The sequence below is a fragment of the Bradyrhizobium macuxiense genome, assembly GCF_001542415.1.
Taxonomy (GTDB): Bacteria; Pseudomonadota; Alphaproteobacteria; order Rhizobiales; family Xanthobacteraceae; genus Bradyrhizobium; species Bradyrhizobium macuxiense.
In genome coordinates this window covers 82,312-104,097 of sequence record NZ_LNCU01000115.1, presented here as the reverse complement: position 1 = coordinate 104,097, position 21,786 = coordinate 82,312, and the positions used below count along the sequence as shown (strand labels likewise).

The window sequence follows — 21,786 nt, the reverse complement described above, 5'->3', positions numbered from 1 at the left end:
GCGCCGCGGAAGCCGCAGGCCGCGGCCAGGAGGCCCGCGCCGCATATTCGCGCGCGGCCGAACAGTCGACGAGCTATTACGGCCAGCTCGCACGCGCCAAGCTCGGCCTGCCCCAGATCGAGCTGAACGGCGTGCCGCGCGGCCGCGGCGTCGAGCGGCTGGAGATCGTGCGCGCCGCAGCGCTGCTCTACGAGATCGGCGAGCGCGAGCTGGCGATCCCGATCTACAGCGATCTCGGCGACAATGGCGATCCGGAAGCGCTGGCCGGTCTCGGCGAATTGACCGCACGCCATGGCGACGCGCGCGGCATGCTGTTGCTCGGCAAGGCCGCGCTCAACCGCGGACTGCCATTCGACCACTACGCCTATCCGATCAACGGAATCCCGTCCTTCAGGCAGGTCGGTCCCGAGGTCGAGCCGAGCATCGTCTACGCCATCGCTCGCCAGGAAAGCGCGTTCAATCCTGCCGTGGTGTCGCCGGCGCAGGCCTATGGCCTGATGCAGGTGACGCCGGAAGCCGGCCGCTACGTCTGCAAACGCGCAGGCATCGGCTTCGACCTCGGCCGGATGAAGACCGACCCGGTCTACAACGCGATGCTCGGCGCGGCCGAGCTCGGCGGCCTGCTCGAGGATTATCGCGGCTCCTACATCCTGACCTTCGCCGCCTACAACGCCGGCCGCGGCAGCGTGAGGAAGTGGATCGAGCGCTACGGCGATCCGCGCGATCCGAAGGTCGACGCGGTCGACTGGGTCGAGCTGATTCCATTCTCGGAGACGCGCAATTACGTCCAGCGGATCATGGAGAACCTGCAGGTCTACCGGGCGCGCTTCGGCGGCGGCACGCGCCTGCAGATCGAGGCCGACCTGCGTCGCGGTGCCAGCGTCGAGTGAGCTGACACGGGCCGGCTTTCAGCAGGTTCACGCACGATCTCGCTGATCAATTGCGCATTCTGATATAAATTATTGTTATTACACGCATTTTAGAAATCGACAGAAACCGACAAGGTCGCGTTGATGTCGCGCATGAGGGTTTTGGAGCTGCGCTTGAGGCCAACTGCGACCGAGCTGCCATCAAAACACCTTGCCGCATTCTGAATCTGCCGCTTGCGGCTCAGCGCCCTCTCGGGCATATCGGCGCCATTGGAGACGTGGCCGAGTGGCTGAAGGCGGCGGTTTGCTAAACCGTTATAGGCTTGTAAAGGCCTATCGAGGGTTCGAATCCCTCCGTCTCCGCCAGCCAAATATATGATTCTACGTATACTTTCGGAGACTCCCGATCCTCGCCAGGGCCGGTCGCAGTCGTGCGGGAACGCTTGCCGGCCCGGGACATGCGCGGCCAGGCCGGAATACGACATTTTTCTTATACGCAACGACGCTATCGTCCTCCCCCAGTCGGGCACCGAGGGCAAGCGATGAAGCAGTACGTGACCGTGGGGCTGGCAGTCATCGCGGGTGCCGCCCTGATCGAGGTGGCACTCGTTCCGGGCGTCCTCATCGGCGGCGCAGCGATGCTCGCCCCGAGCTATCTGCCCGGCCTGCGTCGTCGCAAGCGAAAGTCCCGCCGGACCACGCGCCAGACATCAGCGCCCGCCGCATCCTTTCTGAGCCAGCTTCCTGTCAGGCTGCCGCGGACACTGCTGCCGAAGCTCGCGCTCGGGCAGACGGTCGCCAAGACCATCACGTTCCGCGTCATCGTCACGAGCCTCGACTTCACCACGAATTATCTGGTGATCGGCGAACTCGGCACTGCGGCCGAGCTTTCATCTTTCAACCTGGTGGCCGGCCCTCTGTTCTATCTAGCCCATGAAGCCGCCTGGAATTACTTCAGGTCCTCCGACACCGACGTCGAGCTGCCCACGGTTGCGCTGCCCGTGGGGGACGCTCAATCGACCGGCGGCACTGGTGTCACGATCAGCCGCGCACTCGCCAAGACGATCACCTACCGGACGATCGCAACCGTGGTGGATTTCACCACCAACTATGTGGTGGTGCAGAGTCTGGCTGAAGCGGCAATCCTGTCGGCCAGCGGCTTCATCCTCGGTCCCTTTGTCTATTTCGGCCACGAGAAGGCCTGGGAGTACTTCACGTCGCGAGGCGACCACACGACCGAGCTGCCGATGGAGACGAGGCTCCTGCCCGCGCCGGCGTGATCTCTCACCAGGACCACGAGCCGCCCCGCATTGCGACTGCCGCGGATGGGCGGCACGTCAGAGCTCGAAATCCAGCAGCCCCAAAATATAGCCGAGCGTGAAATCCAGCCCGATCGCGCCCACCATCATCGCCAGAACCAGCAGCTTTCCAGTCATCACCGCCTCCGTCCGCCGGCCCTAGTTGTTAACCGTTATGGTTAACAAATTGTTGCACAATGTTTCAGACCAGGCTTGTCGAAGTCGAAGTGTGGCCTACACCGCAGCGAGCCGTCCGTTCGGCGCTGATCGCTATCTGGGGAAGCAGGCACGCATCTGCGGGTGCCACACGAAGTCCGCCGGACACGGCCGCCGCGGATGAGACCCGCCCGGGCACTCATTCCACACACGCGCCCCGGTGCCCCAGCCATCCACGACGCATGCCCCGTTGATTGTGGCGTGGCAGCCGGGCCCGCAATGATCGGCCGCCGCGGCCGAGCCGATGCCGAGCATGAGTATCGACACAGCCATCAACAGAGCTTTCATTCGACCCTCCTTGGCTGGTGAAAGTGAAGGCGAAGCCTTCGCGCTTTCTGACGTCGACAACGACACCTGTGCGCACTGAGTTCCCAACCTGTTGCGGCGATCACCGCGATTTGGTGGTTCGTACTCGCGCGCCACAGTCCGGGCCTATGCGCCCCTACCCGGGCTGCTAGACCCTTTGCCCGGCAGCCTCGAGGATCAGGCCCGCGATCTCGTCGGGATGCGAGATCAGCGAAACGTGGCTTGCCTTCACCTCGATGGTCTTGGCGCCCATCCGCTTGGCCATGAAGCGCTCGAGATCCGGATTGATGGTGCGGTCGTCGGTCGAGACCGCATAGTAGCTCGGCTTCGATCGCCAGGCGGCCTGCGTGGTCTTGCCGCTGAGCAGCGCCTTGTGAAACGGCTGCTGCACCGCATAGAGCACCCTGGCTTTTTCTGCCGGCAGGTCTCCGGCGAAATCGCGCAGGAACGCTTCCTCGGACAGCCGTCCTTCGTCGCCATCGAAGATGATGCCGGCCGAAGCCGGCGGTGTCGGATAGGTCTTCGCCAGCGCCGTGTAGTCTTCGCCGGCATCCGGCGCACGCGCCGCCACATAGACCAGAGTCGAGACTTTTGGATGCACGCCCGCCTCCGTGACGATCATACCCGAGAAGGAATGACCGACCAGGACGGTCGGACCATCCTGCCGCGCCAGCACGCGCTCGGCCGCGGCAACCGCCTCGGGCAATGTCGTGAGTGGATTCTGCACGGAGGTCGCATTCAATCCCGCCGTCTGCAACCGCGCGATCACCTCGGTCCAGCAAGAGCCGTCGGCGAACAGGCCATGCACCAGCACTACGTTACGCGCTTTGACGGCAGCCGCGGCCCGGACGCGCGCGGAGAGCAATGGTGCCGCCGCGCTCGCGGCCAATGCTGCTGAAAACATACGTCTGGTGATCACGGTGTACTCTCCCCTGCGGTGCTGACGTCAGCTGTGGCTCGACGGAATCCCTGTTGGTCGACTCAACCGCTTCCTCGGGTGGACGGGTCGAGATTCCTGTTTTCCTCTGGAGGGATCGACCTCCAATCGGGAAAACTGGACCACGGACGTACGACATCCAGGTGCGGAGGCACGATCACATTTGGGCGCGCGATCACACGTTGATGTGTCCGGCCGCGATGGACTGTTGCCGCGTCGGCTGCGGCACTCCACAGCACCGCCAGCAGACCCAGCGCCAGGACTGAGCGCATCGCATGTACTCCCGTTCGACCGTTCAGTTGATGCGCGGACCGCAAGGCCGCAACCGGCGACGGTCTCACAGACGGTCAAATCGGCGGGATCGCGGCGACGATCCGCCGACAACATCGAGGCACAAGATGCAGTCGGCCCTGCCGTGTCGCCTTAAGCGCGAGATTGCCGTCATCGTGTCACCACTCACGCATGGAGCGGCCTTCTCAACGGCCTCTGCAATGCCTGCGCGCAGGCAACGCCGAGCAGTGCAAGACCACCGCCGATGCCATGGAATGGCCTGACCGGCTCGCCGAGCATCACGATCGCGGCCGCAGCGGTTAGCACCGGCAGCAGGTTCATGAAAATCGCGCAGCGGTTCGGGCCAAGCTGCTGGACACCACGGATCCAGAGGAACGGCAGCACGACCGACGCCAGCCCGCCCGCATAGAGGATCAGCGGCAGTGTTTCGGAATTGAGCTGGCGCAGCGGCGCGGGCGTGGCGAGGAATGCCGGAAACATGACGGCCAGCGCGCAAAGCGCCTGCATGTAGGTCGATTGCCATCCGGTGATCGGCAGACTCCATCGCTTCAACAGCACGCCGTAAAGCGCGTAAACGATCGCGGCGAGTAGCATCAGCAGGTCGCCAGCATGCACGCCGTCGCGCAGCAGTGACGACAGATCGCCGCCGCTGACGAGATAGACGAGGCCCGCAAACGACAGCGGCGCGCCGCAGACCATTCCGAGCGTTGGCGCCTCGCCGAGCAACGCGGCGCTAAGGGCGACCGTGAGCAGCGGCGTGAGAGCGGTGAACACGGCCATGTTGGTCGCGGTGGTCGTTTCCGCTGCGAGATATGACAGGCTCTGGAACAGACACATCGCGAGGAAACCGAGGATGGCGAGCTGCCCGACATGCGGCCAGATCGCAAGCCGGTTGCGCCAGGCACCGCGCGCGACGAACGGGCTCATCAACGCGACCGCGACCAGCAAGCGGTAGAAGGTGATCGCCTGCGGACCGATGGTGTGCGCCGAGAGGCGGGACACGATGACGTTGCCGGCCCACAGCACGATGGCAGTGAAGGGATAGAGAAGTGCGGCTTTTTGCTTGAACATGATCTGACGGTTGCGTTGGAGGTTTGAGCCGCCAGCAACTACCTGTCGCGCGAAAGTCCGTCTCACGCTAGAATTACCCATCCTATCGAGATTGGGACATGCTGGACGAGCTGACCACACGACACCTCGGCTATCACGCCACCGCGCGGCCGATGGCGGCGATGGAGATCGACTATCCGAGCGGCACGTCGACCGGCCTGCACGCGCATCCGCGCGGCCAACTCCTGTACGCGATCGAGGGCGTGATGATCGTGCGCTCCGCCGAAGGCACATGGGTGGTGCCGCCCAATCGCGCCGTGTGGCTGGTGGCCGGCCTCGAGCACGACGTCCGCATGTGCGGCGCGGTCAAGATCCGCACCGTCTTCGTCGACTCCCGTGCCGCGCCTAACCTGTCGCAGACCAGCTGCGTCTTCGCCGTGTCGGCGCTGCTGCGCGAATTGTTCGTCGCCGCGATGCGTGTCCCGCTCGACTATGCGCCTGAGACCAGCGACGAGCGCCTGATGCACGTCCTGCTCGATCAACTGCGCGAACTGGACGTGCTGCCGCTGCATCTGCCGCTGCCGCGCGACACCAGGCTGAGGCGGATCTGCCAGGCACTGGTCGCCCGCCCGGACGACGCAGCGACCGCGGATCAGTGGGCGCGCAGGCTGAAGGTGACGTCGAAGACCGTCCATCGGCTCTTCTCCCGGGAGACCGGAATGACCTTCGGTGAGTGGCGCCAGCAGGCACGCCTGTTGTTCGCACTCGAGCGCCTCGCACGCGGCGAGCGGATCGTCGATGTGGCGCTCGACAGCGGCTACGCCAGCCAAAGTGCCTTCAGCGCGATGTTCCGCAAGCACTTCGGCGTGCCGCCCAACGCGTTCTATCGATAGGCGATGGTGCGCGCTATCGGTCCGCAGCAGCCGATTGGGCGCTCGGTCCCAATATCCACTCCCTGAACGCTGCGATCTTCGGGAGTCCCTGCTTGTTGTCGGGGCAGACGAGGTAATACGCGAACTCTTCCATGTGCGTCGTCTCGAGCACCTGGACCAGCTCGCCGCTCTTGATTTCGTTCTCGACCATGGCGGCCGGCAGCAGGCCAGCGCCCTGCCCTGACAGCACCGCCTTCAACAGCAGACCCGTGTCGTCGAACGATGGCCCGCGCGGCGCGCGAACCTCCTCGACGCCATTGGTCTGAAACCACAGGCTCCACCCCTTGCGATCGGCGTCATGCACCTGCGGCCAGCGTGCGAGATCGGCTGGAGAATTCGGCCGCTCGAGACGCGCGACCAGCGACGGCGCCGCGACGACCACCATCTCGACCGTGACCACGCGGTCGCTGCGCAGCCCCGGATAGCGGCCGAGACCATGGCGCACCGCGACGTCGACGCCGCTGCGCGAGAAGTCCACCAGCGCACTGCTGGTGACGATCTGCAGATCGATCTCCGGATGCGCGCGCTGAAACGACGCCATCCGCGGCACCAGCCATGCGGACGCAAAGAACGGCGTGACGCTGAGCGTGAGCGTGCCGACGTCGTTCGAGGCGGCAACGCGACGCGACGCTTCGGCGATCTGGCGAAAGGCGTTGCGAATGGACGGCAGATAGTCGCGGCCCGCATCGGTGAGATAGATGCCGCGCGGCACGCGCTCGAACAGCCGCACGCCGAGATGCGCCTCCAGCGTCTTGAGCATCTGGCTGACGGCACCAGGCGTCACGCACAGCTCCTCGGCCGCGAGCTTCACCGAGAGATGACGCGCGGCGGCCTCAAACGCCTTGAGGGCATTCAGTGGCGGAACCCTTTGATCCATGATTTAGATTTTCTAATTCAATTCGACCAGCAATTCTGGTTTGTGAACCTCGGCTTCTAAAGCCATATCAGCCTAACTCGCTAGCCAGAACCGCGTCAATGCAGGGGAAGCTGCACAGTAATATTTAGATTTTCTACTTCATAGGCAATGCCTCATCCATTCGTCGCTGGTGGCATTGCGTGGCTGATGGAGCATTGGAATGACTGACGTCCCCGACAAATTCGCCGTGCACGGGCCAGCCGGAGGTGACGGCACGACCGCGCTCGTCGATCGCATCAACGCATCACAGCCAGGCAGCTTGCCCGGGCTGTTGGAGTTTCAATGGGTCGAGGCAGAGAGAGGCCGGGTCCGCGGCCGCTTCGAGGTCACAACAAAACACTTCTCGCCGCATGGCCTTCTGCACGGCGCAACCATCGTCGCACTGGCGGACACCGCGTGCGGCTTCGGCTGTCTTGCGTCCTTGCCTGACGGCGCGACCGGCTTCGCCACCGGCGAGTTGAAGACGAACTTCATCGGCGCCGCACGCGAAGGCGTCGTGAGTTGTGAGGCGCGCCTCGTCCATGCGGGACGCACGACCCAGGTGTGGGACGCCGTGATCCACAGCGAGACGTCCGGCAAGACCATCGCGCTGTTTCGTTGCACGCAGATGCTGCTCTATCCGCCCGCAGGCCGCACGGCGGCAGCCCCGCAATCACAGTCATGAGGAGCGACGTCATGCACGCCGTGCAACCAAGAGCAAAGCTGTTCTACGGCTGGTTCGTCGTGGCCGCCGCCTTCGTCGTGACGTTCATCGGCTTCGGCAGCGCCTATACGTTTTCCTCCTTCGTGGAGTCCCTGCAACGCGATTTCGGCGCCTCGCGCGGCTCGGTGTCGCTGGTCTTCTCCTTCGCCGGCTTCCTGTATTTCGGTCTCGGCGTGATCTCCGGTCCACTTGCCGACCGCTGGGGCGCGCGCAGGCTTGCGGCCCTCGGAATGGCGCTCGTTGGTCTCGGCCTCCTGCTGGCGAGCCAGGCCCAGACGATCATTGAGGTCTACGCCGCCTACAGCATCGGCATCGGCGCCGGCGTCGGCGTCGCCTATGTGCCGACGCTCGGCGCCGTGCAACGCTGGTTCGTCAGGCGGCGCGGCTTCGCCTCGGGACTGGCCGTCAGCGGGATCGGTGTCGGGACGTTGGTGATGCCGCCGCTGGCGACGTGGCTGATCGCAAGCCTGGGATGGCGCGACGCCTATCTCGTGCTTGGCATCCTCGCTGCCCTCGCGGGCATCGGGTCATCGCTGCTGATCGCCGACGATCCGCGCCGCTACGGAACCGGGCCGGATGGCGATCCGCTCAACGCCGTGTCGAGCGCGCCGGTCCGTCACGGCGTCTCGATCGGCGACGCGGTGCGGACGCCCCGTTTCGCCGGCCTCTATGCGGCGTGCCTGATCAGTGCCTTCGGGGTGTTCGTGCCGTTCGTGCACCTCGTGCCCTTTGCCGTCGACCACCAGGTGACGCCTGCCCTCGCAGTGCTGCTGCTCGGGATGATCGGCGTCGGCAGCACCGCCGGCCGTTTCTTCCTGGGGAGCATCGCCGACCGTGTCGGCCGCGATACGTTCCTCACCGCGATGTATGCCGGCATGGCCGCCTCGCTGGCGATCTGGGCTGTTGCCGGCGGGTTCTGGTCGCTCACGGTCTTCGCGCTGCTGTTCGGCGTGTTCTACGGCGGCTGGGTCGCGATCCTGCCCGCCGTCGTCACCGACCATTTCGGCGGCCGCAATGTCGGCGGCATCATCGGCATCCTCTACACCAGCGTCGCATTCGGGACGCTGCTGGGCCCGAGTGCCGCGGGCTTCGCCTACGACGTCAGCCACAGCTACTTCATTCCGGTGGCGATCAGCGCAGCCGCCAATCTTGTCGCGGCCGTCATCGCGGTGGCGACAACGCGAACCGCCTCACCGATCGCTTCGATGGCATAGCGGTGACACTGCGCATGACGATCCCAGACTCGGTGTGGTACATTCTGCCCTCACCCGACATGGTCCCTGGTTCAGTCTTCCGCGATGACGCGCTTGGCCCCGACGACGACATGGAAGTACCGGCGTACAGGCATCGCCGGGATCGTCGAACTCGCATCCTGGCGCGGTGCGGGCCCGCTCGGCCTCAAGCCACATTTCCATGATGAGACCCAGATCGTCCTTGTCCTGGCGGGATCTCGGACCTTCCGCATCGACGGTGCGACAGTGACGGTGCCGGCAGGCCACGCCGCGTTCATTCCGGCAGGGATGCTGCATGCCCCGATGGCGACGTCGGATGCGGACACGGTTTGCCTGAACGCCTATGTTCCGGCCAGCCATTCCCCGTCGACGTTTCGAATCTCGCGCATCACACGGCGTTGGCAGACCACCGGCAGCATCTCGCCGGAACAGATCCTGGAGATCGCGGACGACATCGCGTCGCGCGAACATGTTCATGTGTCCACGACATCGGACAAGGCGAAGCTCAGTGACGGCCTGGCGGAAAGCGCCGAGCGGATCGGCAAGATGGCCGCAAGGCTTGGTCGCAGCCGCGAAGGCTTCACCCGCATGGTGAAGCGCCAGCTTGGCGTCGCACCGCATGCGTTCCGGGTGCTGGCCCGGTTGAACCTCGCCCGGCGACTGCTCAGGCAAGGTTCGCCGATCGCGGTCGCCGCGGCCGAGGCAGGATTTTCAGACCAGAGCCACCTCACCCGGCTCTTCCGCCGTACCTTCGGAACGACGCCGGGCGTCTATTGGCGCGATTGAAGCGCGGTCACAGACGTTCAAGACAGGCTGACGCGACGGCAGCCATCCTTCTCCCGATCGGAGGTGAAGGATGGATGTTCAGACAGGTGCGCTGCTGCTGACGGCCGGCGTCGCGGGAGGCCTCATCAACGCATTGGCCGGCGGCGCGACGCTGATCACCTTTCCGGCGATGCTCGCAGCGGGTTTGCCGGCGGTCACCGCCAACGCATCGAACGCAGTTGCGATCTCGCCGGGACATCTGATCGCGGCGCTCGCCGATCGCGGGAAGCTGCCGCCGCCGAGCCCGCGGGCAATCGTCTTCGTCCTTGTCGCCCTGCTAGGTGGAACGGTTGGAGCCATCGTCCTGCTGCGGCTTCCGGAACGGCTGTTCACGCTGCCGGTGCCCGCCCTGATCGCATTCGCGACGTTGCTGTTTGCCTGCGCGCCGCAAATCCAGAGCTGGACCGTCAAGCATCGGAAGGCCGCGCTGCCGTCGACGGGCTACAGCGGCGCTGTCCTTGGATTGGCGTGCGTCTATGGAGGCTTCTTCGGCGCCGGTCTCGGCGTCATCCTGACCGCCGTCCTGTCGATCACCGAGTCCAACGACATCAGGGCCATCAAGGCGTTGAAGAACCTGTTGGCGACCTGCGTCTCCTGCGCCGCCACTCTTATCTTCATCATGCAGGGGACAGTGCGATGGCCCGAAACCGGAGCCATGCTGGTCGGCGCAATCATCGGCGGATATGCCGGCGGCCACCTGATCCGGATTCTTCCCGGCCAGCTCGTCCGGCAATTCGTGATCGTGGCCGGCGCTGCGATGACCGTGATCTATGCCGCGCGATACTGGTTCTAGATATCGCGAGGGGCCGAAGACCCCCGCATCAAGAGCGATCCGTCAGCGTGTCGTCATCCAGTCGCGGGCTTCGCGCTGGGCGGTCGCGATCTCGACGTCGGACATCTGCTCGGCGACCTCGCGACGCAACGCAATCGCATCGGCTCGACCCTTGAGCGCCGCCAGGTTGAACCATTTGTGCGCTGCGACGAGATTGACCACGCCGGAGCGGCCGCTCGCCCAATACAATCCGCGTTCGAACAGCACATCCTGGATCGCAGTCACCGCGACCGGAACAGCCGTCTCGTGATCGATGAACCCCTGAAACATTGCCGCAACTCCCCTTTTTATTGTTGACCGCCCTCCCCCGAGCGCGGCCCCCGTCCACTGTCAAATCGCCCCGTTATTCCCCGCACTGATCCTTGGGATCAGGTGCCGCACTGATCGTTTGATCATGTGCTTGCCGTTGGCCGGCTTGTTGGGATGATCATGGCCCATCAAGTTTGAAGAGCGGTTTAAGTATCGCGATGAACGGGATGTAAACTCGCGGCGCGCGGCGCGATTACTGGAATTGCAGAAGTGCCTGTGGCACAGGCACTTCTGCGCATTCGTGAACGCCGGTTTACCCTGCCGTTTTGGACTACGATAACCATTGCCGACAATGGCCGAGCGCCTCGGCACGCGGCAGCCGCGGCCGCGCTGAATCGGTTTCGATGTCGAAGGGGCGCCAGCATCGGACCGCGGTTCGCCACGATGGCGCAGTCCGCGCGCGCATGCCGAACGCCGGCCCGCTTGGCCGAATGGCGATCAGAACTGGACTGTGGGGAATTGGGCTGCCGGAGCGCTAATAGCGCGGGGCGCCGGAACGAGGGGGTCGGCGAACACGTCAGGGTCAAATTTCACCTGGGCATTCCCGCCGGTGAAATTGCGGAACCAAGAGGGTTCCGCACCGAACGAAGAAATCTCTCGTTTCTTCTGCCGGATCGGTTTGGAAGGCGAAGCCTCCCGAAATACGATCCAGCCGTTTGACCTGATGTCTCGCCGACACCCTCTTTCGTCGACCAGAGCCTCACGTGGGATTTGCCTCTCAGCAGTCCGTCCGGTGGCTCTCGTGACGTGCCGGCATCAAGCCGCCGGCAATCCTCTCAAGGCGAGAGGCTTACTTCTTCTTGGCGACCTTGCGGGTCTTCTTCGCAGTCTTCTTCACTGCGCTCTTCGCCTTCTTCGCCTTCTTAGCCTTCTTTGCCTTCTTAGCCATGTTGCCCTCCAGTATGTGAGATGGCTCTTACTTCGCTGCGTGCACTCGGGAATCGAAATGCACTACTTCCCGAATACACCAACAGTTCAAAAAAAACAGTGTCCCGCTTAAGGAAGTGTTGACGCAGCGATGGGTGCGCGCGCAGCGCACGGCATCGGACAAATCGTCTATGCGCAAGCGCGCCGATGCAAGAAGTGCCGCAATCGTCGACATCGGCATTTGTCAACGTTACGGGAAACGCCTGATTTGCAGGCACTTCTTGAATTCGTATTCAGTTGATCGAAGCGCGATCGTTGTCGCATTGAGTCGTCGGCGATGTCGAAATGCGGAGCGTCCGCCGCCTCCGAGTCGCAATCTTTGGCAATGAAAAAAATTTCGTGGGTAAGATGCTTTTTGCCTCGTCCGGGTCGTCAAAGCCCGAGTTGAGAACGAATCGCGGCTTGCGCGATTCGGTGCCGACGGGCGTCATGGCGACGTTGAGCGGAGGGTGTGAGGCGCGATCACGGTGCGATCACGCAAGCGCGACGACACCGGAAGCGACGACACGAGGGCATGATCCGGACGCACGCGCGGGCTTTCCGGAAGGATCATGCTCCCAAGGATAACGTCGTCGCCTCGTTCGTTCAGATGCCGAGCTTCGACTTGAGCAGGTCGTTGACCGCTTGCGGGTTCGCCTTGCCGCCGGACGACTTCATCACCTGGCCGACGAACCAGCCGACCAGTTGCGGCTTCGCCTTGGCTTGCGCGACCTTCTCCGGATTGGTCGCGATGATGTCGTCGACCACCTTCTCGATCGCACCGAGATCGGTGACCTGCTTCATGCCGCGCGTCTCGACGAGCGCACGCGGGTCGCCGCCTTCCTGCCACACGATCTCGAACAAGTCCTTGGCGATCTTGCCGGAAATCGTCCCCTCGCCGATCAGATCGACGATCGCGCCAAGCTGCGCAGCCGACACCGGCGACGATGCAATGTCGCGGCTCTCCTTGTTCAGTCGGCCGAACAGTTCGTTGATCACCCAGTTGGCGGCGAGCTTGCCGTCGCGCGCCTTGTCGGCGAGGCCGGACAGCACCGTCTCGTAGAAGTCCGCGCTCTCGCGCTCCGCCACCAGCACGCTCGCATCGTAGGGCGACAGGCCGAAGCCCGTAATAAACCGGGACTTCTTCTGATCCGGCAGCTCAGGCAGATGCGCCTTCAATTCGTCGACGAATTCCTGGCTGAACTCGAGCGGTAGCAGATCCGGATCCGGGAAGTAGCGGTAGTCGTGCGCCTCTTCCTTGGAGCGCATCGAGCGCGTCTCGCCCTTATTCGGGTCGAACAGCCGCGTTTCCTGGTCGATGCTGCCGCCGTCCTCGATGATCTCGATCTGGCGCCGCGCCTCGTACTCGATCGCCTGGCCGATGAAGTTGACCGAGTTCATGTTCTTGATTTCACAGCGGGTACCGAGCGGACCGCCGGGCTTGCGCACGGATACGTTGACGTCGGCGCGCAGACTGCCCTTCTCCATGTCGCCGTCGCAGGTGCCGAGGTAGCGCAGGATCGAGCGTAGCTTCGTGACATACGCCTTGGCCTGTTCGGCGTCGCGGATGTCGGGCTTCGACACGATCTCCATCAGCGCGACGCCGGAACGGTTGAGGTCGACATAGGACATCGTCGGTGACTGATCATGCAGCAACTTGCCGGCGTCCTGTTCCAGATGCAGCCGCTCGATCCCGATCGTGACGCTGCGGCCGCCGTCGAGCTCGAGCACCACCTCCCCCTCGCCCACGATCGGCGACTTGTACTGGCTGATCTGGTAGCCCTGCGGCAGGTCCGGATAGAAATAGTTCTTGCGGTCGAACACCGAGCGCAGATTGATCTTCGCGTTCAGACCGAGACCGGTGCGCACCGCCTGGCGAACGCACTCCTCGTTGATCACGGGCAGCATGCCCGGCATCGCGGCATCGACCAGCGAGACGTGGCTGTTCGGCTCGCCGCCGAACGTGGTCGATGCGCCCGAGAACAGCTTTGAGTTCGAGGTGACCTGGGCATGGATCTCCATGCCGATTACGACTTCCCAGTCGCCGGTCGCGCCTTTGATCAGTTTGTGGGGTGCGGCAGGAGCATTCATGGATCTGGTTTTCCGGACAAAGTCATATCTGGGATGCATTGGGCTTCGCGCAACCGACCGCGGCAGTCAAGCCGCCCGGATGCCTGATTTGCCGGCGTCTAGAGGCCGCGCCGGAACGATTGATAGGCCGCGCTCGACCGCAGCGCATCCGCCCCGCCCGCGATCAGCTCATCGACCTGCTCCGGCGGCAGCGAGAACCGCGTCGGGATAGCATTCAGGATGCCGGCACGCTGCGGTCCCAGCCGGTCGAAGCCCAGGCGTTCGACATAGATCCCGACGTCGCCGCATTTCCAGCTCGCACCGAGGCCGAGGCGGCCGCGATCTGTCGCCGACAGGCCGCAGCGCCAGCGCTTGAGCTTTCCCGACCAGTCGCTGGCGAGCGACGTGAACGCCGCGTAGCTCGACCGCACGCTGGCATCGATGGCGGTGTCGGCGGCCGCCGACACCAGCTCCACGCCGTTCGGCCCTTCGAGCGTCTGCACGAAGTCGCCGGAGACGCCGCGGCCGGCGTCCACGACCAGGAACAGGATGCGGCGCAGCCTTGCCGCCTGTCGCTCGTTCAGCGGCTCGTACGGCCGCTGCGCCGCGAGAAGCCCGATGCTCAGGCCCGACAGGCCGTAATTGTCGACGAGGCCGCCGTCGAGCAGCTTGACGTAGCGCATCGAGCCGTCGCGATAGCGCCCCAGCGCTTCGGCAAAGGAGTGCAGCAGCGGCTGCGCATTCGGATCGCCGCGCACCCGGTCGACCCAGGGCGGCAGCGGCGCCGCACAGCCGCCGGGATAGGTCTCCAGCACGATCGGCGCGAACGCAAGCGGCACCGCGGCCGATGCCGATACCGCTTCGGCAACGCGATAAGGACGGATGTCGCTGCACAGCGCGTCGAACGTGGTCTTGTCGAACACGAAGGGCGTGCGGTTGTAGATGTCGGACGCGTTGATCCAGACACGCGGCCCGCGACCGCTGGACAGCACATCGAACCGCGCGCCATCGAACAGGTTGCGGTCGAGCCAGTTGGTGAATTGGCTGTCATTGACCCCGCCCCCGAGCGCACGCCCGATATTGCCGAGCGAGATCTGCGTCTTCAGCCCCTCTTCGGCATTGCGCAGCAGGAAGCGCTCGCGGAAATCGTCGAGCGCCGCGCGGCGCTTCAAGCCGAAATAGGCGGCAGTGACCGATCCGCCCGACACGCCGGAGACGAAGTCGACGCGATCGAGCAGCGACTTGGTGCCGGCGCCAGAACGCGCACGGTCGAGCTCCTGCAACACGCCGAAGGAGAACGCCGCGGCGCGCGTGCCGCCGCCGGAGAACGACAGCGCAAGCAGGGTGTCGTCCTGATAATCAGGAAGATCACGGGCGATGTTGTTGTCGGCGAGCGCTGCGCCGAGTGGCGCATTGCCGGGCAGATTGTAGACGGTCGCGCACCCCGCAAGGCCCGCCGCCGCCACGGCCACCAGCATCGCCGACAGCCATCCCCCTATGCCCGACCCACGCACGACTACTCTCTAGCTGGCCCCCGCTCCGGTTCCTTCAGCCTATCACGGCCAATCTGGGCGGCGGCATGGCGGGCGAAACAGGGTTAACGCTCGTGGTGCTACAGCACCGGCACTCTTATAGCAACGCGGAGACGATCCGCTCCCACTCGGCCTCAAGCGTGTCCTTGGCTACAGGCTGTCCAGCCCGGCGATACCAGTAGCCGGCATTGCCAAGATCGCCCTCGACACGATGCAGATAGGCGTGCACCCAGGCCGAATTCGCATCGCTCTCGTCCTGCACGATACGGTGTGCCCGATCCCAATCGCCCTTGGCGGCCCACCACAGCGCGGCGAGCGGCGGCGTCAGCGTCTTGTCCGGCGCAGCATCAGCGAGACTGGCCCGGAACTCCGCCATCGCTCACCACCACCTTGGCGCAGTGAAACGGCCGGCCGCCTGTTCGATCACGTCGCCGAGCGAGAACAGCGTCTCCTCGTCGAACGGACGGCCGATCAATTGCAGACCGAGCGGCAAGCCTTGCGCATCCTTGCCTGATGGAACCGCGATGCCGGGCAGGCCCGCCATGTTCACGGTCACCGTGAAGATGTCGTTGAGATACATCTCGACAGGGTCGCCGCCCTTCTCGCCGATGCCGAACGCGGCCGACGGTGTCGCCGGCGTCAGGATCGCGTGCACGCCCTTGGCGAAGCAGTTCTCAAAATCCTTCTTGATCAGCGTCCGCACCTTTTGCGCGCGGAGATAATAGGCATCGTAGTAGCCGGCCGAGAGCACGTAAGTGCCGATCATCACGCGGCGGCGCACCTCGTCGCCGAAGCCTTCGGCGCGCGTGTTCTCGTACATCTCGATGATGTTCTTGGCCGGCTCGCGCAAGCCATAGCGCACGCCGTCGTAGCGCGCGAGGTTCGACGACGCCTCTGCCGGCGCCACGATGTAATAGGCCGGCAGCGCGTATTTGGTGTGCGGCAGCGAGACCTCGACGAGCTCGGCGCCGGCCGCTTTCAGCCACGCCGCGCCCTCGCTCCAGAGTTTCTCGATCTCCGCCGGCATGCCGTCGAGGCGATACTCCTTCGGGATGCCGATCTTCATGCCCTTCACGGACTTGCCGATCGCGGTCTCGTAATCCGGCACGGCGACGTCGACCGAGGTCGTGTCCTTCGGATCGTGCCCTGCCATCGAACGCATCAGGATCGCGGCGTCGCGGACGCTGCGCGCGATCGGGCCGGCCTGGTCGAGCGAGGAGGCGAACGCCACGGTGCCCCAGCGCGAGCAGCGGCCATAGGTCGGCTTGATGCCGACGGTCGCGGTAAACGCGGCGGGCTGACGAATCGAGCCGCCGGTGTCGGTCGCGGTCGCGCCCATGCAGAGTTGGGCCGCCACCGCCGACGCCGAGCCGCCGGACGAGCCGCCCGGCACCAGCGTGGTGTTGGAGCCCTCGCGCCGCCACGGATTGGTGACCGGACCAAAGCAGGAGGTCTCGTTCGATGAGCCCATCGCGAACTCGTCATTGTTGAGCTTGCCGAGCAGCACCGCGCCGTCGCGCCAGAGCTGCGAGGTCACCGTCGACTCGTAGGGCGGAATGAAATTGCCGAGGATCTTCGAGCACGCCGTGGTTCTAATATCGCGGGTCGCGAACAGATCCTTGATGCCGAGCGGAATGCCGGCGAGCGGACCGCCCTCGCCCTTCGCGATCTTGTCGTCGGCCTGCTTCGCCATCTCGCGCGCGCGATCCGGCGTTTCCAGCACATAGGCGTTGAGCACGCGCGCTGCTTCCATCGCTGCCAGATGGGCATCGGTGAGCTCGCGCGCGGTGAAGGACTTGTTCGCGAGGCCCTGGCGGGCCTCGGCGATCGTCAGCGATGTCAAATCGGTCATTTATTGATCGGGCTGCAGAAGAACGGAGACAGGGTCTTGTCGTTGGCGGGATCGTCTTGCCAGGGATTTGCATTGCTCTTGGTATTTTCCTTGGCGCGCGCCGCATCGAGCGCCTCGAGCTGATCGAGCACGGCATCGATCGCTTCATTCGGGTCGGCAACCTTCCCCTTCCGCTCCATCACGTCGAGGAAGTCCATATAAGCCTTGTAGGCCTTCTCATCGTCGCAGAGCAAACACATCGGATGCGTCCTGAATAACTCTTGTTTGACGCGTTTTGTCTACGCGAACTGGTACCCACTTCGCCTGAAAACGCTATGATTACTCGACCACCTTCGGCACCAGGAAGAAGTGGTTCACGGTGTCGGGCGCGTTGCCGACGATGGTGTCGGCGATCTCGCCGTCATTGACCACGTCGGCACGCTTCTTCATCTCCATCGGCGTCACCGAGGTCATCGGCTCGACGCCGTCGACGTTTACTTCCGACAGCTGCTCGACAAAGGCCAGGATCGCGTTCAGCTCGCCCTGCAGATGGGGAACTTCGGCGTCGCTGACCGCGATCCGCGCCAGATGCGCGATACGGCGGACGGTCGTGGCGTCTACGGACATTATATATGGCCCCGAGGCTTGGAAGTCAGGCTGAAAGGTCAGCCCGCCGTATAGCAGAGCCCGGTTTTGCGCCGCAACCGCGTCAGGNCCCCCCGGGACCTCCAACCCTCACCAGAGGGTCCGCCGCGACGTCCGGTAAGACCGGGACCGAGCACATTCGGGCCGCAAACTCCCGTGACGAAACCACTTTGCACCCCCGACGAAGTCGTCCGGAAACATTGGCGGCGCGTACTCGTTGCAAAGAGCAAAGTGCGGAGCGCGTCATGTCCATGCTCGAAAGCAACCCCCGGCCGGGAGGCTGGGATCCGGCGCTGTGGTCGATCGGCACCGTGCTCGGTATCGCGATCCTCTACGTCGCCTGTCTGGCCTGAGCGAGGTGACGGCCATGTCCCAGGCGAAGGTCCTCCAGGAAAAAGCCGAGATGTTCGAGCGCCGCGCGGAAAGCGCGACCGATCCGATCTCCAGGCAGCACTACAGGGAAATGGCGGCGCATTATCGCGCGCTGGCCACCGAGCACCTTGAGATCAACCGGGACCAACCCGCGCATCAGGATTGAGACAGGGCGCCCATCCGCACCAGCGCGGCGCCGGCCAGCGCCCGGGTCAGGTCGGTCGCCGGCATCTCACGGCCCATCCGGACCGCCTGCCCGGCCCACAGATTGGTGAACTCGACCTTGCCCTGTTTTTCGGCAGCGGCCTTCAGCGGCCCGAGGGCGGTGGCCGCATGCGGGAACGCGGGCGCGTGCGGCGAAATCGGACCGACCTCGCGCATGACGCGGTTGGCCACACCGCGCGCCGGACGGCCGGTCATTACATTGGTGATAACGGTCGATTCGTCGCTTGCCTGCGCCAGCGCGACGCGCGCCGCCGGACTGACCTTCGACTCCGGGCAGCGCAGATAGGCTGAACCGATCTGCACGCCGGACGCGCCGAGCGCGAATGCCGCCGCGATCCCGCGCCCGTCGGCGATGCCGCCGGCTGCGATCACCGGGACCTTCACCGCATCCACCACCTGGGGCAGCAGCGAGAATGTCCCGGGCTGCTCGGCAATGTTCTCGGTCAGGAACATGCCACGATGGCCGCCGGCGTCGGCGCCTTGTGCGATGATGACATCGACGCCGTTCTCTTCCAGCCAGATGGCCTCCTTCACGGTCGTGGCCGACGACATCACGGCGGCACCTGTCGCCTTCACGCGCTGCAACAGCTTCGGCTCGGGCAGGCCGAAATGGAAGCTCACGACCTCGGGCTTCAGCTCCTCGACTACCTCGCAGAACGCAGCGTCGAACGGCGCGCGGTTCGCGGCGTTGACCGGCGCGCTCGGATCGAGCCCGTGCTCGCGATAGTACGGCGCGAGCTGCTCTCGCCACTTGGCCTCGCGGGCGGGATCGGCATCGACCGGCTTGTGGCAGAAGAAGTTCATGTTGATCGGCGCCCTGACGCGCTGGCGGATGATGTTGACCTGCTCCCGCGCCTTCTCCGCCGACAGCATCGCCGATGGCAACGAGCCGAGCCCGCCACCCTGCGCCACCGCGATCACCAGCTCGGCGTCCATCACGCCCGCCATCGGCGCCAGCACGATCGGGAATTCAGTCTTGAAGAGGTCGATGATGCGACGATCTGGCCACATGGTGTGTCTCTCGGGTTTTTAGCCAACGAAGGCGATCGAGTTACGCCGGCCCTGCAACGACTGCTCGGCCTCGGCGACAATGCGGCCGACGATCTCTGCCGCGGGTGGAATATCATGAATCAGTCCGACGGACTCGCCGGCAAACACGGCCGCGACCTCAAAATTGCCGGCGGCCTTGGCTTCGGCATATTCGACGGCAATCTGGTCTGCGCGCTGCATCAGCTCGATCTCGCGCCCGCTCCAGTGCCGGAAGTGATCGTTGACCAGCGAGCGCACGGTGAACGGCGACGGCCACATCAGCTTGCGTGACCAGTCGAATACGACGCCACGCACCGTCTCGCCGCTCTTCGCGGCACGGATCCGCTGTTTCGCTTCCTCCGCGCCATCAGCTTCGACGCATGCATAGAAGCGCGTACCCATCAGCACGCCGGACGCGCCCAGCATCATCATCGCAGCCAGCCCACGTCCGTCGGCGATGCCGCCCGCGGCGACGACGGGCACGCGCCCGGCCGCGAAATCGATGATCGCGGGGACGATATCGATCGTGGTGCGCGACGCGCCATGACCGCCGGCCTCCGTGCCCTGCGCGATCAGGATGTCGGCGCCGCAATCGAGTGCCTGCCGGGCCATCTCCTCGCTCTGCACCTGGCAGATCAACAGCGCATCCGCAGCCTTGATGTCGGGCGCGAACGGCGCGGGATCGCCGAACGACAGCATGACAGCGCGTGGCCGCGCAGCGAGCGCGATGCCGAGCAATTCGGGACGTTTCGCCAGGCTCCAGGTGATGAAGCCGATGCCGAACGGTTTTGTAAAACCCTCCAGCTTTGCGGTCTCCGTCTCCAGCCGGGTCCTTTCGCCGTAGCCGGCGCCCAGAATGCCGAAGCCGCCGGCTTCGCTGACGGCCCTGACCAGACGGCTTCCGCTGATCGTGTCCATCGGTGCCAGCAGGATCGGGTGTCGGATGCCCAGAAGTGCCGTCAATTCGGTACTGATTGGCATGCGCTTGCTCCCTGTTCTGGACACCGAGCCTATGCCGGCGTAACATTCTGGAATAATGAATACTAGAGAACGCTACCATCTCCCAAATGAAACGGAGCGCCTCCGGTGGAATTGACCGACCTGCTCACCTTTTCCGCGGTCGCCCGTCTCGGCGGCATCACCCGCGCCGCTGACGAGCTCAACACGGTGCAGTCCAACGTCACCCAGCGCATCAAGGCGCTGGAAGCCGAGATCGGCACCGCACTGTTCGAACGGCACAGCCGCGGCATGACGCTGACCGGCGCCGGGCGCAGGCTCCTGCCTTACGCGCAACGCATGGCGGCGCTGACGCGCGAGGCGGTGCTTGCCGCGCGGGACGACGGCGAGCCGAAGGGGCCGCTGTCGATCGGCTCGATGGAGACGACTGCCGCGGTACGGCTGCCGATGCTGCTTACCGATTTTCATCGCCGTTATGCCGCCGTGCAGCTGACACTGCGGACGGCCCCGACCGCCGATCTCGTCGCTGCCGTGCTCGATGGCTCGCTCGACGGCGCGTTCGTCGCCGGTCCGATAGAGCACGCCGAACTGGTCTCGACACCGGCATTCAACGAGGAACTGGTTCTCGTCACCGCACCGCGCTGGAAGTCGCTGGCCGCCCTCCGTGCCGGCACGCCGGAGTCGGGCCCGACGGCACTGGTGTTCCGCACCGGCTGCACCTACCGGCAGCGCCTTGAGCAAGTCTTTGCCGAGTTCGGCTGGCCCTCGGCGGTCCGCTTCGAATTCGGCACGCTCGACGGCATGATCGGCTGCGTCGCCGCCGATATGGGCGTGACCATGCTGCCGCGCGCGGTGGTGGAGCGCGACCACGTCCGTCGCGAGGTCAATATCCACAAGCTCGAGCCGCAGCACGCGCGCGTCGAGACGCTGTTGATCCAGCGCCGTACCGCGCATCAATACAGCGCCTTGCAGGGACTCGCCGCGTGCCTTAGCGGCGACGATCGCGTGATCGCCGCCTGATCGCATCCCGCGTGGCGTTTTCGCATGGACACCCCGTGATCGGGCTTTGCCTCGACGCGCAGGCGCATGCTATGCGCAGGCCATGCCCGCCCCTATCCTTCCGCTGATCGATGCAGCACCGCACTGGCCCGAGCGCGGTGCGCTTGTCGGCCTAGACCTCGGTACCAAGACCATCGGCGTCGCCGTCTCCGATCCGAATCGGCGGCTCGCGACCGGCGTCGAAACCATCCAGCGCAAGCAATTCAAGGTCGATGCGGCGCGTCTGTTGGCAATCGCCGCCGAGCGCAACGCCGTCGGCTTCGTGCTGGGCCTACCGATCAACATGGACGGTAGCGAGGGTCCGCGTGCGCAATCGACCCGGGCGTTCGCCCGCAATCTCGCCAACCTCACTCCGCTTGCGATCGCGTTGTGGGACGAGCGGCTCTCGACCGCAGCAGTCGAGCGCGAGCTGATCGGCATGGATGTCAGCCGCGCCCGCCGCGC

General features: G+C 64.8%; 22 protein-coding genes and 1 tRNA gene. 11 read left to right on the top strand and 12 right to left on the bottom strand.

The window, feature by feature from the left end:
- The 3 genes from AS156_RS45335 to AS156_RS35090 form a co-directional block, all read left to right on the top strand.
- On the top strand, positions 1–890 hold an 890-nt coding region (locus AS156_RS45335), incomplete at its 5' end, for a lytic transglycosylase domain-containing protein (protein WP_245313208.1).
- A gap of 251 nt (positions 891–1,141) precedes the next feature.
- A tRNA-Ser gene (locus tag AS156_RS35095) sits at positions 1,142–1,235 on the top strand.
- A gap of 176 nt (positions 1,236–1,411) precedes the next feature.
- Positions 1,412–2,149, top strand: coding sequence for a DUF2061 domain-containing protein (locus AS156_RS35090; RefSeq protein WP_066513926.1), 738 nt, complete (start codon positions 1,412–1,414; stop codon positions 2,147–2,149).
- Positions 2,150–2,837: 688 nt separating this feature from the next.
- Here AS156_RS35090 and AS156_RS35085 read toward each other — a convergent pair.
- Both AS156_RS35085 and AS156_RS35080 read right to left on the bottom strand, forming a co-directional pair.
- The gene (locus AS156_RS35085; RefSeq protein ID WP_066513925.1) at positions 2,838–3,593 is read right to left on the bottom strand and encodes an alpha/beta fold hydrolase; all 756 of its coding nucleotides are present in this window, start codon (positions 3,591–3,593) and stop codon (positions 2,838–2,840) included.
- 489 nt (positions 3,594–4,082) lie between these two features.
- Positions 4,083–4,988 carry a DMT family transporter gene (locus tag AS156_RS35080; RefSeq protein WP_066513924.1) on the bottom strand — a complete coding sequence of 302 codons (906 nt, stop codon included), beginning with the start codon at positions 4,986–4,988 and terminating at the stop codon, positions 4,083–4,085.
- A 98-nt stretch (positions 4,989–5,086) separates the two neighbouring features.
- Between AS156_RS35080 and AS156_RS35075 the strand changes: the two genes are divergently transcribed.
- Positions 5,087–5,860, top strand: coding sequence for an AraC family transcriptional regulator (locus tag AS156_RS35075; RefSeq protein ID WP_066513923.1), 774 nt, complete (start codon positions 5,087–5,089; stop codon positions 5,858–5,860).
- Between the two features lie 13 nt (positions 5,861–5,873).
- Here the strand turns inward: AS156_RS35075 and gcvA are convergent, their stop codons facing one another.
- Positions 5,874–6,776: a transcriptional regulator GcvA gene (gene gcvA / locus AS156_RS35070; protein WP_066513922.1), complete on the bottom strand. Its 903-nt coding sequence runs from the start codon at positions 6,774–6,776 to the stop codon at positions 5,874–5,876.
- 199 nt (positions 6,777–6,975) lie between these two features.
- Between gcvA and AS156_RS35065 the strand changes: the two genes are divergently transcribed.
- The 4 genes from AS156_RS35065 (at position 6,976) to AS156_RS35050 (ending at position 10,368) form a co-directional block, all read left to right on the top strand.
- Positions 6,976–7,479 carry a PaaI family thioesterase gene (locus tag AS156_RS35065; protein WP_082747913.1) on the top strand — a complete coding sequence of 168 codons (504 nt, stop codon included), beginning with the start codon at positions 6,976–6,978 and terminating at the stop codon, positions 7,477–7,479.
- A gap of 11 nt (positions 7,480–7,490) precedes the next feature.
- The gene (locus AS156_RS35060; RefSeq protein WP_066514138.1) at positions 7,491–8,732 is read left to right on the top strand and encodes an MFS transporter; all 1,242 of its coding nucleotides are present in this window, start codon (positions 7,491–7,493) and stop codon (positions 8,730–8,732) included.
- A gap of 93 nt (positions 8,733–8,825) precedes the next feature.
- Positions 8,826–9,536 (top strand): AraC family transcriptional regulator, encoded by a 711-nt coding sequence (locus tag AS156_RS35055; protein ID WP_201456162.1) that lies wholly within the window; start codon positions 8,826–8,828, stop codon positions 9,534–9,536.
- Between the two features lie 70 nt (positions 9,537–9,606).
- Positions 9,607–10,368, top strand: coding sequence for a sulfite exporter TauE/SafE family protein (locus AS156_RS35050; protein ID WP_066513920.1), 762 nt, complete (start codon positions 9,607–9,609; stop codon positions 10,366–10,368).
- Between the two features lie 42 nt (positions 10,369–10,410).
- Here the strand turns inward: AS156_RS35050 and AS156_RS35045 are convergent, their stop codons facing one another.
- From AS156_RS35045 to gatC, 7 genes are all read right to left on the bottom strand, one after another.
- Positions 10,411–10,677: a hypothetical protein gene (locus tag AS156_RS35045; protein WP_066513919.1), complete on the bottom strand. Its 267-nt coding sequence runs from the start codon at positions 10,675–10,677 to the stop codon at positions 10,411–10,413.
- A 1,551-nt stretch (positions 10,678–12,228) separates the two neighbouring features.
- A complete protein-coding gene (gatB, locus tag AS156_RS35035; RefSeq protein ID WP_066513917.1) occupies positions 12,229–13,713 on the bottom strand; it encodes an Asp-tRNA(Asn)/Glu-tRNA(Gln) amidotransferase subunit GatB in 1,485 nt (494 codons plus the stop codon).
- A 98-nt stretch (positions 13,714–13,811) separates the two neighbouring features.
- Positions 13,812–15,170 carry a patatin-like phospholipase family protein gene (locus AS156_RS35030; protein WP_066513916.1) on the bottom strand — a complete coding sequence of 453 codons (1,359 nt, stop codon included), beginning with the start codon at positions 15,168–15,170 and terminating at the stop codon, positions 13,812–13,814.
- A gap of 151 nt (positions 15,171–15,321) precedes the next feature.
- Positions 15,322–15,600 carry a hypothetical protein gene (locus AS156_RS35025; RefSeq protein ID WP_066513915.1) on the bottom strand — a complete coding sequence of 93 codons (279 nt, stop codon included), beginning with the start codon at positions 15,598–15,600 and terminating at the stop codon, positions 15,322–15,324.
- 3 nt (positions 15,601–15,603) lie between these two features.
- Positions 15,604–17,076, bottom strand: a complete 1,473-nt coding sequence (gene gatA / locus AS156_RS35020; RefSeq protein WP_066513914.1) for an Asp-tRNA(Asn)/Glu-tRNA(Gln) amidotransferase subunit GatA — start codon at positions 17,074–17,076, stop codon at positions 15,604–15,606.
- The gene (locus tag AS156_RS35015; RefSeq protein ID WP_066513913.1) at positions 17,073–17,315 is read right to left on the bottom strand and encodes a hypothetical protein; all 243 of its coding nucleotides are present in this window, start codon (positions 17,313–17,315) and stop codon (positions 17,073–17,075) included. The genes gatA and AS156_RS35015 overlap by 4 nt, the downstream gene beginning before the upstream one ends.
- Positions 17,316–17,394: 79 nt before the next feature.
- On the bottom strand, positions 17,395–17,682 hold the full coding sequence (gene gatC / locus AS156_RS35010; RefSeq protein ID WP_066513912.1) for an Asp-tRNA(Asn)/Glu-tRNA(Gln) amidotransferase subunit GatC: 288 nt from the start codon (positions 17,680–17,682) through the stop codon (positions 17,395–17,397).
- Positions 17,683–18,067: 385 nt separating this feature from the next.
- Between gatC and AS156_RS43155 the strand changes: the two genes are divergently transcribed.
- Positions 18,068–18,238 (top strand): hypothetical protein, encoded by a 171-nt coding sequence (locus tag AS156_RS43155; RefSeq protein ID WP_160331190.1) that lies wholly within the window; start codon positions 18,068–18,070, stop codon positions 18,236–18,238.
- Here the strand turns inward: AS156_RS43155 and AS156_RS35000 are convergent.
- Positions 18,229–19,308 (bottom strand): NAD(P)H-dependent flavin oxidoreductase, encoded by a 1,080-nt coding sequence (locus tag AS156_RS35000; RefSeq protein WP_066513910.1) that lies wholly within the window; start codon positions 19,306–19,308, stop codon positions 18,229–18,231. The two genes, AS156_RS43155 and AS156_RS35000, sit on opposite strands and share 10 nt — an antisense overlap.
- Positions 19,309–19,326: 18 nt before the next feature.
- The gene (locus tag AS156_RS34995) at positions 19,327–20,307 is read right to left on the bottom strand and encodes an NAD(P)H-dependent flavin oxidoreductase (protein ID WP_066513909.1); all 981 of its coding nucleotides are present in this window, start codon (positions 20,305–20,307) and stop codon (positions 19,327–19,329) included.
- 105 nt (positions 20,308–20,412) lie between these two features.
- Between AS156_RS34995 and AS156_RS34990 the strand changes: the two genes are divergently transcribed.
- Positions 20,413–21,303, top strand: a complete 891-nt coding sequence (locus tag AS156_RS34990) for a LysR family transcriptional regulator (RefSeq protein WP_066513908.1) — start codon at positions 20,413–20,415, stop codon at positions 21,301–21,303.
- Between the two features lie 82 nt (positions 21,304–21,385).
- A partial coding sequence (gene ruvX, locus AS156_RS34985; protein WP_066514137.1) for a Holliday junction resolvase RuvX occupies positions 21,386–21,786 on the top strand: 401 nt, incomplete at its 3' end.